General features: G+C 66.7%; 14 protein-coding genes and 1 pseudogene. 8 read left to right on the top strand and 7 right to left on the bottom strand.

The features are described from left to right. Positions 1–32: 32 nt before the first annotated feature. Both ACQP2U_RS28380 and ACQP2U_RS28375 read right to left on the bottom strand, forming a co-directional pair. Complete coding sequence (locus tag ACQP2U_RS28380; RefSeq protein ID WP_433710256.1) at positions 33–1,802, bottom strand: amidohydrolase; 1,770 nt, start codon at positions 1,800–1,802, stop codon at positions 33–35. A gap of 321 nt (positions 1,803–2,123) precedes the next feature. Further along, positions 2,124–2,855, bottom strand: coding sequence for an alpha/beta fold hydrolase (locus ACQP2U_RS28375; RefSeq protein ID WP_433710255.1), 732 nt, complete (start codon positions 2,853–2,855; stop codon positions 2,124–2,126). A 208-nt stretch (positions 2,856–3,063) separates the two neighbouring features. Between ACQP2U_RS28375 and ACQP2U_RS28370 the strand changes: the two genes are divergently transcribed. The 6 genes and pseudogenes from ACQP2U_RS28370 (at position 3,064) to ACQP2U_RS28345 (ending at position 9,458) form a co-directional block, all read left to right on the top strand. Next, a complete protein-coding gene (locus ACQP2U_RS28370; protein ID WP_433710254.1) occupies positions 3,064–3,873 on the top strand; it encodes a PaaX family transcriptional regulator in 810 nt (269 codons plus the stop codon). Between the two features lie 90 nt (positions 3,874–3,963). Next, positions 3,964–5,649 (top strand): FAD-dependent monooxygenase, encoded by a 1,686-nt coding sequence (locus ACQP2U_RS28365; RefSeq protein ID WP_433710253.1) that lies wholly within the window; start codon positions 3,964–3,966, stop codon positions 5,647–5,649. Next, positions 5,646–6,029, top strand: a pseudogene (locus ACQP2U_RS28360) (CoA-binding protein); the annotation flags it as partial. The gene ACQP2U_RS28365 and the pseudogene ACQP2U_RS28360, both read left to right, overlap by 4 nt. 235 nt (positions 6,030–6,264) lie before the next feature. Next, positions 6,265–7,752, top strand: coding sequence for an acetate--CoA ligase family protein (locus tag ACQP2U_RS28355; protein WP_433710252.1), 1,488 nt, complete (start codon positions 6,265–6,267; stop codon positions 7,750–7,752). Next, positions 7,749–9,065 carry an AMP-binding protein gene (locus tag ACQP2U_RS28350; protein WP_433710251.1) on the top strand — a complete coding sequence of 439 codons (1,317 nt, stop codon included), beginning with the start codon at positions 7,749–7,751 and terminating at the stop codon, positions 9,063–9,065. Before ACQP2U_RS28355 ends, ACQP2U_RS28350 begins: the two co-directional genes overlap by 4 nt. Positions 9,066–9,083: 18 nt before the next feature. Further along, complete coding sequence (locus ACQP2U_RS28345) at positions 9,084–9,458, top strand: AMP-binding enzyme (protein ID WP_433710250.1); 375 nt, start codon at positions 9,084–9,086, stop codon at positions 9,456–9,458. 16 nt (positions 9,459–9,474) lie between these two features. On the opposite strand, the gene ACQP2U_RS28340 is transcribed toward ACQP2U_RS28345, so the two are convergent. Both ACQP2U_RS28340 and ACQP2U_RS28335 read right to left on the bottom strand, forming a co-directional pair. Then, on the bottom strand, positions 9,475–10,644 hold the full coding sequence (locus tag ACQP2U_RS28340) for an alpha-hydroxy-acid oxidizing protein (RefSeq protein ID WP_433710249.1): 1,170 nt from the start codon (positions 10,642–10,644) through the stop codon (positions 9,475–9,477). Positions 10,645–10,678: 34 nt separating this feature from the next. Beyond that, positions 10,679–10,912 (bottom strand): hypothetical protein, encoded by a 234-nt coding sequence (locus ACQP2U_RS28335; RefSeq protein WP_433710248.1) that lies wholly within the window; start codon positions 10,910–10,912, stop codon positions 10,679–10,681. Positions 10,913–10,999: 87 nt separating this feature from the next. On the opposite strand from ACQP2U_RS28335, the gene ACQP2U_RS28330 reads away from it, so the two are divergent. Then, a complete protein-coding gene (locus ACQP2U_RS28330) occupies positions 11,000–11,233 on the top strand; it encodes a MarR family winged helix-turn-helix transcriptional regulator (protein WP_433710247.1) in 234 nt (77 codons plus the stop codon). Between the two features lie 173 nt (positions 11,234–11,406). Then, positions 11,407–12,054, top strand: coding sequence for a DoxX family protein (locus tag ACQP2U_RS28325; RefSeq protein WP_433710246.1), 648 nt, complete (start codon positions 11,407–11,409; stop codon positions 12,052–12,054). On the opposite strand, the gene ACQP2U_RS28320 is transcribed toward ACQP2U_RS28325, so the two are convergent. From ACQP2U_RS28320 to ACQP2U_RS28310, 3 genes are all read right to left on the bottom strand, one after another. Further along, entirely contained in the window at positions 11,988–12,764 is a 777-nt protein-coding gene (locus tag ACQP2U_RS28320; RefSeq protein WP_433710245.1) for an alpha/beta fold hydrolase, read from the bottom strand. The genes ACQP2U_RS28325 and ACQP2U_RS28320 overlap by 67 nt on opposite strands. A 180-nt stretch (positions 12,765–12,944) precedes the next feature. After that, positions 12,945–13,640, bottom strand: a complete 696-nt coding sequence (locus ACQP2U_RS28315) for an IclR family transcriptional regulator (RefSeq protein WP_433710244.1) — start codon at positions 13,638–13,640, stop codon at positions 12,945–12,947. A 60-nt stretch (positions 13,641–13,700) separates the two neighbouring features. After that, positions 13,701–16,058 (bottom strand): cytochrome P450/oxidoreductase, encoded by a 2,358-nt coding sequence (locus tag ACQP2U_RS28310; RefSeq protein WP_433710243.1) that lies wholly within the window; start codon positions 16,056–16,058, stop codon positions 13,701–13,703. Between the last annotated feature and the right edge of the window lie 78 nt (positions 16,059–16,136).

Here is a 16,136-nt window from a genome sequence, read left to right as displayed (position 1 = left end):
CCCTCTCTGTGGTGGCTGTGGGTGTGTTCGAGCTAGGACGTCGGGGGCGCTGCGACGCTGCCGGTGGAGGCCAGTGCGCCGCTGTCGTGGACGACCCGACCGCCCACCGTGGTGCGCAGCACCTGGGTCTCCGGGAGCGAGTCGATATCGCAGGTGATCGGATTGCGGTCCAGCACAGCGAGATCGGCGTGTGCGCCCACCCGCAGGGTCCCGATGCCGTCCCAGCCGAGGGCTTTCGCCCCGCCCGTCGTCCACATCTGGAACGCTTCGGCGCGCGAGATCACCTGTGCCGGACCGTTGTTGAAGCGGCCGCTGGGAAACATCTGGTGTGTCAAGGCCATTCGCATCGCTTCGAACGGGTTGTCGGGTCCCCAATCCATACAGGCTCCGACATTGAGTCCGGCGTCGAGTAGCGTCCGCAGGGGGTTCAGTAGCGGCAGGGCGTCTGGCCCGATTCGTTCCGCCAGCATGTCGCCCTTGCCGAAGGTGTGCCCGATGGAGATGGTCATGTCGAAGCCCAAGTCGGCGTATCGCTTGGGCTGGTCCTCGCGCAAGAAGTAGCCGTGCTCGATGAGCCAGCCGGTGCGGTCGAGGCCGTATCGGCGCATGGCCTCCTCGGTCAGGGCGATGTACTCGTCGTGCTCGGCGGGGCTGAGTGCGAGCGCGTTCAGCCGCAGCCCGGTCCGCGCGCAGAAGTCGACCGCGAACGCGATCTTCTCGGCGCTGGTCGCCCGGTTGCCGGTGGTCCGCTCGCCCCACGGTCCGGTGTAGCCCTCCGGCCACCAGAGCCGCCCACACCCGGCGGGGCCCCAGGCGCAGGTGGTCACGCCGTCGATACGCAGCCAGTCATCCTCGAGCTCCCGACCCGCCAGCGCGGTCTCGAGGGTCGCGTGGATCTCCGCCATCGACTTGGGCTGAAGTTCCGGGAGCGCGTTGCCCTCCAGTTCGTAGGACGTCTGGACGCGCAGGGTCAGTAGGTCTTGGGCACGCAGCGCGCGGTAGAGATCGACCATCGCGGGCTCCATGGCGTGGGCCTCGAAGATCGTTGTGATGCCCCGCGCGTTGTGCTCGGCCATGCCCTGGACGGTGGCCTGGACGGCCAACTCGGGCCTCATCAGCGGAGGCATCCGGCCGATCAGCTCGAGAAAGAAGGGGTCATCGTTGTAGTAGGCATTGACGCTGCCGCGCAGGATCCCGGTGGGCTCGCCGCCGGCGTCCTTTTCGATCCAGACGTTCGATACGCGGTCCGGTGTGGTGCGGTCGATCCCGAGTGCCCGCAGCGCCGCGGAGTTCACCGCGCACACGTTCGGAGTCGTCGGCGCCCACGCTTGGATCATCACCGGGTGGGTATCGGTGCCACGGTCCAAGGTATGTCGGTCCGGGAGTGTCCCCTCGGCCAGGTCCCGATACGAGCGACGGACGAAGTACTGCGGCTCTCCTACCGGTGTGGTGCAGATCCACTCGCCCGCCGGCGTGGTTGCCGCTCGCGTCCGGAGCGCCGCCACGATGTCGTCGTGACTCCCGGCACCCGTGATGTCGACCAGCGGCGCCTTGAAGAGCGAGAGGTGCATGAGATGTGGGTGTGAGTCGATCAGGCCCGGACTCACCGTCGCGCCGTCGAGGTCGTGTACTTCTACGGCCCGGCCTGCCGCGCTGCGGATCTCGTCGTCCGAGCCGACCGCCGCGATCTTCCCGTCGCGGACCAGGATCGCCGAGGCCGACGCATCGCGGGCTTCCATGAGCACCTCGCCGCCGGTATATGCGACGTCTTTCGGTCCGTCAATCCTCGGCAAGTCATTCATCCGGTCACTCCTTGACGCGTGTTCTCAGCTGGAAGCTTCATGTTGCAAGCGATGGCGCCGTCTGGTCGCTCTCCCCGGCATCGCGGCTCGCTGTTGCGGAATTGGCGGTCGGGCGGCGCGACGCGACGCGTATTAGATTTACTGATCGTTCATGGTGCTGTCAATACGTAAAGATACGTGTCCAACCGAACGGACAATTACTGTCGTCACCGCGAAACACTCTGCGTTGCACAGCAATTGAGGGCCGTCGCATTCGGGCACGCTTAGGTGCCACCGGTGCGGTTGACGGTGGCGCGATATGCCTCGGTTCCTGCGGAGGAGTTATCCGTTCGCCGCCTGAATGAGGGTGTCGGCCAAGGCTTCGGGCTGGGTGAGCTGTGATTCGTGGCTGCCCGGGGTGTAGAGAAGCGGGGCGTGGAGCAGGCGCTCGGGAAAGCGTGGGGCCCAGGCGAATTCACCCGGGGGCAGCGCGAGGTCATCCTTGGAGAGGATGTAGGTCGACGGCAGTTGCAGGCGGGCCCATTCGTCCAGGTCGAGGGATTCGTTCATGGTGTGGAAAGGCTGACGCTCCAGCAATGGGTAAAAGAGGCGCTGGGTTTCGCGCGACGCGTCCTGCATGAATCCGGCGCTGAAGGCCTCGAATGGGAACATGACGGAGTTGTCGCTCGAGGCCGCCGCGGAGGCGCGGAACATCTCGCCGTAGGGGGGCGGGCACAGATCGATCAGGGATTCGCCGCTGTGCGGGACGAAAGCGCTCCAGTACACCAGCCGGGCGATGCGGGTGGCGAGGCGAGCCGACGCGCCCGACACCGGGAAGCCGCCCCAGCTGTGGCCGACCAGGACGATGTCTGTCAGGTCGGTCCGCTCGAGGTAGTCGACCAGGTAGTCGACCGTGTCGGACAGGTGCACATCGGCGCGCTGATCTTCGGGGTTCAGGCCGGGCAGCGTGGGTGTGTACACGGCGTGGCCGTTGGCGCGCAGGAATTCGGCGACCGGGCGCCAAGTCCACCCGCCGTGGCAGGCACCGTGCACGAGGACGAAGGTGTGGGACATCGCTGTCTCCTCTTTGTGGTGAACGACCGGAGGGTGCGGTGGGAAGATACGGGCGGCCGGGGGCCGGTCTACTGGATCTCGGTGCAGACGACACGTCGCCTCGATTGGTTGACGACGCCCTCTGTGAGCTCAGTCACTATGTGACATAATGAGGTACTATGTCAATAGTTTTGATACATATCTCTGGATGCGAGGCAGGAGGAGTGGGGTGAGACCGCGCGCTCTGGTGTTCGACCTCTACGGCGAGTACTTCCGCTACACCGGCGGGGCCGCCAAGCTTGGTGCGCTCACCGCTCTGATGGGAGTTTTCGGTGTCGAACCGGCCACGGTTCGGGTGGTGATGACCCGGCTGCGCAAGGAGAGCTGGTTCGACTCGGAGAAGTCCGGGCGCGAGGTCAGCTACCTGCTCAACGACAAGAGTTGGCGGCTGCTCGACGACGGCCGCACTCGCATTTTCGATCGGCATTTCGACGAATGGGAGCGCGGGTGGGTCCAGGCTCTCGTCGATGACTCGGCGTTGGACCGAGACCAGCGCAAGCGCATCGACAAGGCGCTGACCTGGTGGGGTTTCGGCAATTATGGTGGGCCGGTGTGGTTCTCGCCGCATGACCGGGAGAAGCAGCTGCGCGAGATGCTCGCTGGCGACGACGAGCGACACCTCCAATTTCTGCGCAGTACCAGCGCCGGACTCGCCAGTGATCGGCTGATCGCGGAGCGCTGTTGGGATCTGCGGGAACTCGGCGCCGACTACCAGGGCTTCCTCGACGAATACCGGCCGCGGTTGGCCCGGTTCCGTCGCGAGCGGGACGGCGCAACCGCACTGATCGAGCGGATGCGGCTGATTCAGCACTACCGGCGCTATCCCTTCCGTGATCCTGACCTGCCCGAGATGCTGCTGCCCGCCGGATGGCGCGGCCGCGACGCGCACGCGGTTTTCACGGAGTGTCACGACATTCTGCGCGCGCCCGCCGAATCCTTCATCGCCTCCCTCGTGGCCGAGGAACCGGCTGACATGTAACTTCAATGTTGACTCGCCGGATGCCGCTGTCACATACTTTCGGCAGTTCACCCGAGATCCGGGTCATAGTCACCAAAGGGGCCGACCGCGATGTCACTCCCAGATCCCCAGCACACCCCGCCACGATCGTTGCGTGTCGCCTGTATCGGCGGCGGGCCCGGCGGGCTGTTCGCCGCGATCGCGCTGGCGCACGCGTTGCCGGGCACGGTCATCGACATGTTCGAACGCAACAGCGCCGAGGATGTTTTCGGCTTCGGGGTGGTGTTCTCCGACGCGACACTGGACAACGTCGACGCGGTCGACCCGGTACTGCGGGACACCCTGGCCGAGCACGGCCGACGTTGGGACGCGATCGCGGTGCATCTGAAGGGCGCCGCCGTGGCGGCGGGCGGCAATGGGATGTCGGCGGTGCATCGGCGCGTACTGCTCGATGCGCTGCGACGCCGTGCGACCCAACTCGGTGCCCGGCTGTACTTTTCGGCGGCAGTGACCGTCGACGAGCTCGATGCCCGCGGCGAGTACGACCTGATCGTCGCCGCCGATGGCACGAATTCCGCGGTGCGGCAGCGATTCCTGGATGAGCTCGGGCATTCGGTGGATACGGCGGCGGTCAAATTCATCTGGTTCGGCACCACCTATCAGTTCGACGGACTGACCTTTCTGCACGAGCGGTCCGAACACGGCAATTTCGCCGTGCACGGCTATCCGATCGGGTCCGGCCTGAGCACCTTTATCGTGGAGGCCGCCGAATCTACGTGGCGTCGTGCGGGTTTAGATGGGTTCGACACCGCGGCCGCGCCGGGTACGTCGGATCTGGTCACCCAGCAGTACCTCGAAAACCTGTTCAAGGAGCAGATCGACGGGCACTCGCTGGTCGCCAATAATTCGCGCTGGTCCAACTTTCGTACCCGCCGCACAAGGCGCTGGCATGCCCGGACCGCGAACGGCACGCCGGTGGTGCTGCTCGGCGACGCCGTGCACACCGCGCATTTCTCGGTGGGCTCGGGCACCAAGATGGCGATGGAGGATGCCGCGGTGCTGGCCATGGAGGTGGCCAAAGACCCCGGCGACCTGGTCGCGGCGTTGGAACGCCTCGAGCGCGCGCGGCTCCCGCAGGTCGCCAAGATCCAGAACTCTTCGCTGCCGAGCCTGTCCTGGTGGGACCACTTCGGCGAGTACTACCGGGCCTTCGAGCCATGGCAGTTCGGATTCCACTTCTTCAGCCGCGCCATCTCGGCCGAGAAGATCCGGATGCGCGATCCGCGATTCGTGGCCGAGACCGAATCGGCCTGGTACGCGAAATACGGTGCGACACCGATTGATACGCCCCTGCGCGTAGGGGACAGCATGCTGCGGTCACGGCTGTTGCGAGTACTCGACCATGATGCCGACCAGCTTCGGTTCGGCGATGACGTCACGGTACTGACCGCCTCGGCCGACGCATACGCGCTACCTCTGGTGGACGCACCGGACACCGACGGCACCACACTCGCCGCCGCCGTTCGCGGCCAGCTCGATGAGGTATGCGCGCGACGGCCGGACGCCGTCGTGGTGCGCCGCGGCACCGCCCTGTCACGTGCACTGTGCTCGGAGTATGCGCGGCTGCGTCACGGCATGGCGACCGTCCTCATCGAGCAGCCCACTGCGGTGCGGGCCCGGCGCGCCGTCGATGAACGCGACTGCGCCGCAACACTTGTCCTGTCCGGTCGAGCCGACGCCGTTGCGTTCGAACCGGCCGCTGCCGATGTCCGGGCCGACGCGGAGGTCTCGCGATGAACCGTCCGGCCATGAATTCCGAGGACTTGCCCGAGGTTCGTCCTAGGCTCGATCGGTTGTTCCGACCGTATTCGATCGCCGTCATCGGGGCGTCGGAAACGCCCGGCAAGCTCGGCGCGGTGATGCTGGACGCGGTCCGCCGCGACGCCGCGCATGCGGTATACGGCATCAACCCCAAGGTCGACGGCGACGGTTTCCTCCCCACGCTGCGCGCCGCCACCGATGCCCACGCGGACGCCATCGACCTTGCGGTGCTGTGCGTTCCGGCAGCGGCGACACCGGACACGTTGAGCGATGCCGCCGAGTGCGGCGTCGGTGCCGCCGTGATCTGCTCGGGCGGCTTCGCCGAGATCGGCGGCGACGGAGTCGGCTTGCAGGAGCAGGTGGCGAAAATTGTTGCCACCACCGGCATTCGGGTGTTGGGCCCGAATACCTCCGGATTCTTCCGGCCCGGCGCCACCACGGTGAGCTTCGTGCCGACCGTCTTGGAGCTGCGCCCCGGTTCCATCGCCGTGGTCGCGGCCAGCGGTGGTATGAACCACGCCCCTGTCATTCCTGCTGTCCGAACGCGGGGTCGGCGTGGGATTCGGTGTGGGACTGGGCAATTGCGTGGATGTGAGCACGGTCGACGTGCTCACCCATCTGAGCGGCGATCCGGAGATCTCGGCCATCGGCCTGCACATCGAATCCGTCGAGGAGGGCGAAGCGCTGTTGTCGGCGGTGCGGACGGTCAGCGCGACCAAGCCGATCGTGGCGATCGTGGTCGGGCGTAGCGACGTGTCGGCCTTCGCCGCTTCGCACACCGGTGCGCTGGCGACGTCTTGGCGGACCACGCGGGCACTGCTGGCGCAAGCCGGTGCGGTCGTGGTGGATTCGGAAACCGAACTCGTCGACGCCCTCGCCGCGCTGAGCCGGACCCGGCTGCCCGCGCGCGCCAACCCCGGCATCGGCGTGGTCACCGCACAGGCCGGTCCCGGCCTGACGCTGTTGGATCACCTACTGGCATATGGGATCCCGGTACCGGCACTGACGTCGGGAACCCAGGCCCGCCTCGGTGAACTACTGCCGCCGATGACCTTCCAGGCCAATCCCGTCGACACCGGCCGCCCCGGCCCCGGCTTCGCCGAGGTGCTCGCCGCGACCGCCGCAGATCCCGGAATCGATGCCCTGGCGGTGTACGCGCTCGCCGAACCAGACGCCGTCGACCTGGCCGATGCCGTCCACCGTTCCGGTATCAGCGGGCGCTTGCCCGTACTGCTCGGTGTCGGAGGTCCGGCCACTGCGGTCAGTGAAATAGCCAGTGCGGCAGACGAACTCGATATCCCGGTGCTACCCGGCCCCAGCGCGGTCGGTACTGCGATCCGGGCGCTCGTCCTCGACGCGAAGGCCCGGTATCTGAACATCGCCGACGGGGACCGGGACCCGGTCGACGCGCCGTCGATCGCGCTACCCGCCGACGAGGCCGCCGCGAAGGATCTGCTGGACCTGCTCGGCATCGCGACTCCGCCGCGGCGAGCGTGCGCCGATCGCGCCGCCGCGCACCGTGCGCTCGGGGAGCTGCCGACGCCGGTGGCGGTCAAGATCCTCGATCCCGCGGTACTGCACAAAACCGAGATCGGCGGCGTCCATCTGAATGTGCGCACCGCCGAGGAACTCGATCAAGCGCTGCATGCGCTCGATGTCGTTGGCGCCCCGGCCTATCTGGTCGAGTCCATGGCCGCACCGGGAGTCGACCTGTTCCTCGGTGTCCGGCGCGACCCAGTGTTCGGCCTGATCGTGGTCGCCGGGCTCGGCGGCACGGCCGCGGAGGCGATCGGTGATGTCGCGATCCGCGGTCACCACCTCACCCCTGCGGGCGCCGCCGCCATGCTGGACGACCTGCAATGCGCGCCGCTGCTCGATGGTTGGCGCGGCGGGCCGGTGCTCGACCGGACCGAATTCGCCCGTATCGCACTCGCACTCACGGCCTACCGCACCGATCACCCCGAGATCGGGGACCTCGAGATCAACCCGCTGCGCCTCACCGCGGCCGGACTGGTCGCCCTCGACGCGGTCATTGTCGCGCGGCCCGCGTCTCTCGTGCTCGAAGGAGAGCTCTCATGAAGGCAGCGCACAGCGACGCCATCGAGGGTGGCAGGCAGGCGCGGACGCCGGTGTCCATCGACGGTGTCGTGCCCTGGCCCGAGGATGTCGCCGACCGGTATCGCAAGGCCGGATACTGGCAGGGCAGGTCGTTGACCACCTATATCGCCGAACAGGTGGCCCGCCACACGAACGACGTGGCCATTATCGACGGGACCACCCGGCTCACCTGTCGACAGCTGTGGAACCGCGCCGGGGCGGGGGCGCAGGCCCTGCTCGATCTGGGGATCGGGCCCGGCGACCGGATTGTGCTGCAACTGCCCAACGGCTGGGAATTCGTCGCGTTGACGTTGGGCTGTCTGCGCATCGGCGTCGTCCCGGTAATGGCGCTGCCCGCGCACCGCAAGCATGAGCTCACCCATCTGGCTGCGCTGTCGGAAGCGGTAGCGATCGTGGTCGCCGATAACGACCGCGACACCGATCTGCGGCAGGTCGCTCAGCAGGTGTCCGCCGCAGTGCCCAGCATCCGATCGGTGCTCGTGCACGGCGACTTGTCTTCCGGTCCAATCGAATACGCGCCAGAGCGCAGCCTCGCCGCGAGTCTGGAAACCGTCGCTCGTTTCGCCGAGGCCGACTACGAGCCCGGCGGCTCCGACGTGGCCTGCCTGCTGCTCTCCGGCGGCACCACCGGCCTGCCGAAGCTGATCGTGCGGACCCATGATGACTACGCCTACAACGTGCTGTGCTGCAACGAGGTCTCCGAATTCGATTCCAGCACTGTGTATCTGGGCACGCTGCCGAGTAGTCACAATTTCCCGCTGGCCTGTCCCGGCGTTCTGGGAGCACTGTTCGTCGGTGGCCGTGCGGTGATGCTGCCCAGCCCCGCCGCCGAACGCGCGCTGCGCACCATCGACGCCGAGGGTGTGACGGTGGCCGCGGTCGTGCCCGCAGTCGCGCAGAGCTGGATCGAGTACCAGCGCGAATACCACGCCTTGCGCGGCAACACCCTCCGCGCCCTCCAGGTGGGCGGCTCCCGCATGCCGGACGAACTGGCCGCGCGAGTCGAACCGGTGCTGGGCGCGCGGCTGCAACAGGTATTCGGCATGGCCGAGGGGCTGATCAACATGACCCGCCTCGACGACGAACCGGAGATCATTCTCAATACCCAGGGCCGTCCCGTCAGTCCCGCCGACGAGCTCCTGGTGGTCGACGAGCACGGCACCCCCGTGCCCGACGGCACCCCGGGCGCGCTACTGACCCGTGGGCCCTACACGCCGCGCGGGTATTTCCGTGCGACGGAACACAATGCGCGCGCCTTCACCCCTGATGGCTAGTACGGCAGCGGCGATATCGTGGTGCGCCGCCCGGACGGCAACCTGATCGTCGCGGGACGCGACAAGGACATGATCAACCGCGGCGGCGAGAAGATCTCCGCCGAGGAGATCGAGAATTTCTCCTACCAGGTCGACGGGGTCGAGATGGCCGCCGCGATCGCCATGCCCGATCCGGTGCTGGGTGAGCGTCTGTGCCTGTATGTCACTGTGACACAAGGGCATTCGGTGTCTCTGGACGATGTGATCGCCGTCATGAACAGTGCGGGCGTGGCCCGGTTCAAAATGCCCGAGCGCCTGGTACTGGTCGACACGATGCCCACCACCAAGGTCGGCAAGATCGACAAAAAGGCCCTCCGCGAAGACATCCGGGCACGACTGGGCGGCGCGACGTAATGCCGACCGCCTGTGCTCAGTGCACGCGGCGGATAGCGCCCTCCGACCGGAGGTCGGCGATGGTGGGGTAGCCGTCGATGGCCATGAGCAGGTCGGCCTCGGCGAGGATCGACCTGATGTGGTGGACTACGCCGTCTTCGCCGCCCAGGGCGAGGGCGTAGGCGTAGGACCGGCCGATGCCGACGGCGGTGGCTCCCAGTGCCAGGGCCTTGACGACGTCGGTGCCGCTGCGTACCCCGGAGTCGAACAGCACCGGTGTGCCGTCGGCCGCGGCTACGACATCCGGCAGGGTCTCCAGTGCGGGCAGTCCGCCATTGGCTTGTCGCCCACCGTGATTGGAGCAGTAGATGCAGTCGGCTCCGAGGTCGATCGCCTTACGAACATCGTCGGGGTGATTGATGCCCTTGAGCACGACTGGCAAGCTCGTGGCCTCACGGATCCACTGCAGGTCCTCCCATGACAGCGAATAGCCGAACTGGCTCGCCCACTCCGCAGCGGCGGCCGAGACATCGTCTTCGGGTTTGGCGGCCAGCCGCCGAAGGAAGTTTTCGTCGGTGAAGTAGTTGGCCAGGCAGTATCCGCGCAGCTGCGGGAAGTTCGCTCGGTTCAAATCCCGTGGCCGCCAGCCGGTGACCCAGGTGTCGAGCGTGACGACGAGGGCCTGGTATCCGGCGGCCTCGGCGCGGTGGATCAGGCTGAGCGCGAGGTCGCGATCCTTCGGCGTGTACAGCTGGAAGAACCCGGGGGTGTTGCCCAGCGCCGGACCCAACAGCTCCATCGGATCGGTGGACAGCGTGGACTGCACCACCGGCACACCGGTGCGGGCTGCCGCGCGTGCCACATGCAGATCGCCGTGGAAATCCTGGGCGCAGATGCCGATGACACCGATCGGCACGGTGAACAATGGTGTGGGAAGGTGCATTCCGAACAGGTCGATCGACAGGTCGCGTTCATACTTGCCGTTGAACATGCGGGGGATGAGCCCCCACTTCTCGAACGCTGCGATGTTCGCCCGTTGGGTGTATTCGTTGCCGCAGCCACCCGCCACGTAGGACGGAATCCACTCCGGCAGCATCTCGGCCGCCCGGTGTTCGAGGGTGTGAAAGTCCACCGGATAGCGCGGGAGGTGCCCCTTGGTCCCGGCGCGGTAGATCTCGAGCTGGAAGTCACCGTATTGCTGTGTCACGTCTGTGTCCTTGTCGATCGGGTTGTCTTGGGGTTCAGCGAAGTTGGTCAGCGCCGACCTGGGCGAGTGCGTCGTCCACGTACCCGGCGGCTTCGTGCATCGCGTTCCGGTCGCGCTCGGGTAGCGGCCAGTCGAGCACCTCTGCCGCACCCGTCCGAGCGAGTCGGACCGGCACACCGATGGCCGTGTCGTTGATGCCGTACTCCCCGGCGAGCACCATTGACGCCGGCCAGATCTCGCCACTGTCGGACGCGATGGCGCGCGCCATCGAAGAGATGCCATTGCCCGACGTCCATACGTCTCCACCAGCGGCACATAAGCACCGTGGTCCAGCCCCCGGTCTGGCACGTCTTGCATGGAGAAGGCCGGGCTGGTCCGCCGCGGCACCGTCCCCGGCGACAGCCGCGGCGTGACCGCCACCCTGACCGACAAGGGCCGCCGCACCCTCGAGGAAGCGGCCCCGGGACACGTCACCCTCGTTCGCGACCTGCTCATCGACGTCCTCACCCCGACACAGCTGACCGACCTCGCCGATGGCCTCACTTCGCCCCGCTGTTCGTCACCCTCGGCGCGCGTTGTAACGCGGTGACCAGCGGATCCACCGGGTTCGAGGCGACGATCAGCACTCCGGGCCAGCCCGGAGCGGCCGCGAGCGTCAAGTCGACCTCGACACCCAACGCACCATCGTCGACGGCTTCTGGCACGGCCTGGCCAAACGCTCCATCCAGCTCGGCTGAATTACACACCCCCACAAGGAGTTCTATGAGTACCACCACCACCCCTGCGGCACAGGCCTCCAGCCAGCTCGGCTATGACGCCGGATTGCTGGTATTGCGCCTGGCGATCGGCCTGACCGTCGCCGCCCACGGCACCCAAAAACTCTTCGGCTGGTTCGGCGGTGGCGGCATCTCCGGCACCGGCCAATTCTTCAGCGCCAGTGGCTATCCCGCAGGCGACGCCATGGCGGTGGTCGCCGGTCTCAGCGAAACACTCGGCGGCCTCGGTCTGGCACTCGGCCTACTCACTCCGCTGGCGGCGGCCGCCGTGCTGGGCGTCCTGATCAACGCCATCGCGGTCCACGGCACCGGTTCCTTCTTCGCCCCCAAGGGTTTCGAATACGAATCGACCCTCGCCCTGGCCGCCGCCGCTCTCGCCCTCGCCGGTCCCGGCCGCCTCTCCGTCGACCACTACCTCCCCGTACTGCGCACTCATCGGCTCGTCTACGGCATCGCCGCGATCGTGCTGGCCGTGGTCGCCGCGATCGTCGTTCTGCTGGTGCGGTGCGCAACTGACCTGGGTCGCCGTTCTGTAGTTCGGCGTGCAGGGCCCTGTGCCCGCGGGCCTCAGTGCGCGCGCAGGAATGTCTCCATCGCGGTGGCGAGCGCCACCGGTGCCTCGTCCATCGCGTAATGACCGACGCCCGCCAGTACCTCGAGGTCGCACGCCGGGTACCACTGTTCGAAGGTGGCGTGTATGGTCGCCGCACCGAGCGCCGGGTCATGTTCTCCCGCAATGATTTTGATGGGCACTGGATTGCCCTCGATCTCGCGGTGGAAGTCGGTCCCGGCCCAGGCCAGCAGATAATCCGCGAACGCTCGCCGATCCGAGTTCTCGACCGAGTGCCTGGTCATCGCGTCGAGCCAGGTCCCGGTCAGACGATTTCCGGTGGTGAGATCGATGATCGCGCGGCGCAGATCGGGGTCGTCGGCAGCGCCGCTGAAGACCGTCCGCGTTTCGTCGTCGAACGCGACGCCACCGGCCGGTACGGGCGAGATCCCGAGCAGGGCGCGGACGCGGTCGGGGGCATCGGCGAGCACGCGCTGCATCACGGTTCCTCCCATCGAGTGCCCGACGATCGAGAATCGGTCCCAGCCCAGGCTGTCGGCCACGGTCAGCACATCGGCGGCGGCCTCGGCCAGCGTGTGCTCGCCGGGTTCGGACCGGCGCGCACCGTAACCACGGAAATCTGGGAAGGCGTAGCGGAATTGGTCACCGTCGAGGTGCGGGATAACCGACTCCCATGCCCCGCTGGAGCCGAGCCACCCGTGTAGGACCATCACCGGATGTGGCCCCCGGCCGATTGTTCTCGTCGCGGTGCTGTTCGTCTTCCCGTCGGGCATGGTTCGCCTCCTGGTCTATGTCCACTTAGTCGCGACATGCTCACGGCTGCGACCAGTGGTATTACGATTATCGAACATGTCATATCACTTAGCGCACAAGCGTTGAGGCAGATTGGGTCAACAACGCATGAATCGTCTGGTGGTGGTCCCGAATACCTCGCCCCGGTGTGGCCGGTTCGCCTATGCCGAATCGGCTGCTGTGAGGATCTCGGCGAGCTTTCGTGCGGCGCTGCGGACCGGTTCCGCCGCCATGTCGGTGTCCAAACCGTCGATCGCGACGACGCCGACGCTGCATTCGATGCCGGTGCCGCGGGCGACTTCCGTTGGCAGCACGACGCCGGCGGCGATTCCGACGGCGCCGGCTTCGAGTTCGCCGCGGGTGACGATGACGCCCTCGCGGCGGGCCCGCTGGACCGCGGCCGCATCGCGAGCGCTCTCCGGGCGCAGAGCCAGGATGGCGAGACCGGCGGCGCCGCGATTGAGCGGATGCCGAAGCCCCACTCGGTATCCGACGTGAATCGCCGAACCGGGGGGTGAGGCGACCATGGTCACCACGCAGTCGTCGCCGTGGGCCGTCGAGAGGAACGCGGTGGCACCCGTGCGCGCGGCCAAGTCGTCCAGCACCGGTCCGGCCTCTTCCTGGAACTGCGGCGCGAACCGGGAGGCGAGGACGGCCAGGCCCGGCCCGAGCCGAATGCGCCCGTCGGGAAGTCGGGTCACCAGCGCGTGTTCTTCGAGGGTCGTGACGATGCGATAGCAGATCGCCCGATGGGCGTCGAGTTCCTTGGCCAGTTCGGCGATGGTGATGCCGCGCGGGCGCAGCGATACGAGCTCGAGCACCCGTACCCCACGGTCGAGGGTTTGCAGCGCGCTCATCGGACCTCCTCGGTCAACAGCTCGGATCACCGCCGCCGCAGCGGCTCCCAGGCATCGAGGCTACAGCGCGAGCGTTATGGAGGAGTCGCAGGCGCGTGAGCAACAGGTCATCATGGATTTCCCGGCGGCTCGCTCGGTGTGGGTGAGCACGAGGTCGCGATGGTCCAGTGAGCCTTCGAGAACCGGCACCTCGCACGAGCCGCAGATCCCTTCCTCGCAATCGCTCTGCACATCGATATTGGCGGCCCGCAATGCTTGCAGCACAGTCTGATCCGCGGCGACCGGCACGGTGATACTCGAATCCTCCAGCACCACATCGAAGGCATGTTCCTTGTCGGGGTCGAGCTTTTCGAGCGTCGAGGTGAAATGTTCGACATGCAGGGCATCCTCGGGCCAGTCGGCCGTGGCCTCGGCGAGTGCGTCGAGAAGTCGCCGCGGGCCACACGAATAGATTTGTGTGCCCGCCTGGGGTTCTCCGAACAACGCCGATAGATCCATGCGCGCGTTCTCGCCTTCGTCACTCGGATGCGGGACGAGATGCTCGCCGTGGTCGCGGGCAAGGCGGTCGAGAAATGCCATGGTGGCGCGCGAACGCCCGGCGTAGTGAATGCGGTACTCGCCGCCCTGTGCCTTGACCTGGTCGGCCATCGCGATAACCGGAGTGATGCCGATGCCTCCGGCCACGAAGATGTATCGAGATGCCGTGGGGTCCAACGCGAAATGGTTGCGCGGCCCGCGCACTCGTACCGCGTCGCCCACCCGCAGCGTCTCGTGCACCCACCGTGACCCGCCGCGGCTGTCCGACTCCTTCAGTACCGCTATCTGCAATGCGGAGCGGTCTCGTGGATCACCGCACAGCGAGTACTGACGGGACAGCGTCCCGCACTCGATATCGATATGTGCGCCCGCCGTCCATGCCGGTACCGGACGCCCGGTCGGATCGGCGAGAGTGACACCGCGAATACCGTCGCCGACCTCATCGAGCGCGGTGACGATCAGCGTCCGGGCGAGGGCCTTCTTCGACGGCTCGCCGATCCGCACCGGATGATTCCCGCGCAGGATCGTCGCGTCGGTGCGTTCCGGGTTCGCTGCCGGATCCCATTGCACCCACACATGATTCGGGCCCCGGAACGAGGTGTTGGGGAGATACGTGAACTTCTGATCCGGAACGAGTCGCATATGCGGCAGCCGCCGGGTCAACTCCTCCAGGAAAATCTGCATCTCCATGCGCGCCAGGTTCTTCCCCATGCACTGATGGCTGCCGTACCCGAAAGTGAGGTGGTCACTGGCATTCTCGCGACGGATATCGAAATCGTCGGGCCGCTCGAAATGCCGCTCGTCGTGATTGGCCGAGGAATTGACGATGAGCAACTTCGCTCCCTCGGGAATGAATACGCCCCCGAGTTCGGTATCGGCGGTGACGAGCCGCCGCCATGAGGCCACCGAGCCCGTGTGGCGCAGGCATTCCTCGACCGCATTGGGAATGAGGTTCGGATCGTCGCAGATCTCCTGCCAGACCTCCCGGTGTTCGAGCAAGAGACGTAACGCGTTGGCGGCGGCGTTGGCCGTGGTCTCGTGCGCGGCCACGATCCCGGCCATCATCATCGAGTGCAGGTAGGAGTCGGTGACTACCTCCGGATGTTCCCGCTGCTTGCGGATGCCGTAGCGCATCCAGCCGTGCCCCTCCGGGTCCTGCCGCATCTTCTCGAGTACGGTCCCCGCGAACTGCCAGAAGTTGCCTACCGCGTGCGCGACGGCGACCTGTTCCTCGGGCGCGGGCCGGCCCCAGGTGTTCACCGTGTGAGCGATGGAGTACTTGCGCAGGGTGTCCATATCCTCTTCCGGCACACCCAGAAAGTGCAGGGCGACCGTCAGTGGGATCTGCCAGAGCATCTCGTCGACCAGATCGACCTGCCCGGTGTCGATGAAGCGGTCGACGTACTCGCGCGTCAGACGCCGGACCATGGGTTCGTGGTGGGCCAGTTCGGCGGGTGTGAAGGGCTCCATCAATACCCGCCGCCGTGGCATATGCGCGGGCTCGTCCTCATTCACGAGGGTTCGCGACATGCCGTAGTCGTATTGCGCCAGCACGGCATTCGCCTCGTCTGACGTCGGGGTGATCTTCTCGAGGGCGATCGACGGCGAGTAGCGGATGTTGTCGCGGAAGATCGCCTTGACGTCGTCGTAGCGCGTAACGACCCAGTAGCCGATCTCCGGGCTGTAGAAGATGGGTTCCTCGTCGCGGGACCAGCGCAACGACTCGGGCGGATCCTGCTGATAGCGGTCGCCGAAGGGGTCGAAGCTCGCCGCGGGCGGTGAGACCGGGCAGCCCGTCGGTGAGGTTGGCACACGTGCGATCGGGCAGCGACCGGGAGCAGGTTCGGAGTGCGCCGTAGGGTCCCCTGGAATGGCATGCATACGAATCTCCGGCCTTCTAGCTGGGTAGTTACTAATAACGCACATGTTGTTTCGTTGAGCGCACATTTCACGGTAAGG

It is taken from the genome of Nocardia sp. CA-084685 (genome assembly GCF_050955785.1).
Taxonomy (GTDB): Bacteria; Actinomycetota; Actinomycetes; order Mycobacteriales; family Mycobacteriaceae; genus Nocardia.
This window is presented reverse-complemented; position numbering and strand designations above follow the sequence as displayed.

Excerpts from the sequence above, each read along its gene's own strand:
- ACQP2U_RS28380 (WP_433710256.1), bottom strand. The coding sequence starts at position 1,802 with ATGAATGACTTGCCGAGGATTGACGGACCGAAAGACGTCGCATATACC.
- ACQP2U_RS28320 (WP_433710245.1), bottom strand. The coding sequence starts at position 12,764 with ATGCCCGACGGGAAGACGAACAGCACCGCGACGAGAACAATCGGCCGG.
- ACQP2U_RS28310 (WP_433710243.1), bottom strand. The coding sequence starts at position 16,058 with ATGCATGCCATTCCAGGGGACCCTACGGCGCACTCCGAACCTGCTCCC.
- ACQP2U_RS28350 (WP_433710251.1), top strand. The coding sequence starts at position 7,749 with ATGAAGGCAGCGCACAGCGACGCCATCGAGGGTGGCAGGCAGGCGCGG.
- ACQP2U_RS28365 (WP_433710253.1), top strand. The coding sequence starts at position 3,964 with ATGTCACTCCCAGATCCCCAGCACACCCCGCCACGATCGTTGCGTGTC.
- ACQP2U_RS28375 (WP_433710255.1), bottom strand. The coding sequence starts at position 2,855 with ATGTCCCACACCTTCGTCCTCGTGCACGGTGCCTGCCACGGCGGGTGG.
- ACQP2U_RS28325 (WP_433710246.1), top strand. The coding sequence starts at position 11,407 with ATGAGTACCACCACCACCCCTGCGGCACAGGCCTCCAGCCAGCTCGGC.
- ACQP2U_RS28335 (WP_433710248.1), bottom strand. The coding sequence starts at position 10,912 with ATGGCGCGCGCCATCGCGTCCGACAGTGGCGAGATCTGGCCGGCGTCA.
- ACQP2U_RS28330 (WP_433710247.1), top strand. The coding sequence starts at position 11,000 with ATGGAGAAGGCCGGGCTGGTCCGCCGCGGCACCGTCCCCGGCGACAGC.
- ACQP2U_RS28315 (WP_433710244.1), bottom strand. The coding sequence starts at position 13,640 with ATGAGCGCGCTGCAAACCCTCGACCGTGGGGTACGGGTGCTCGAGCTC.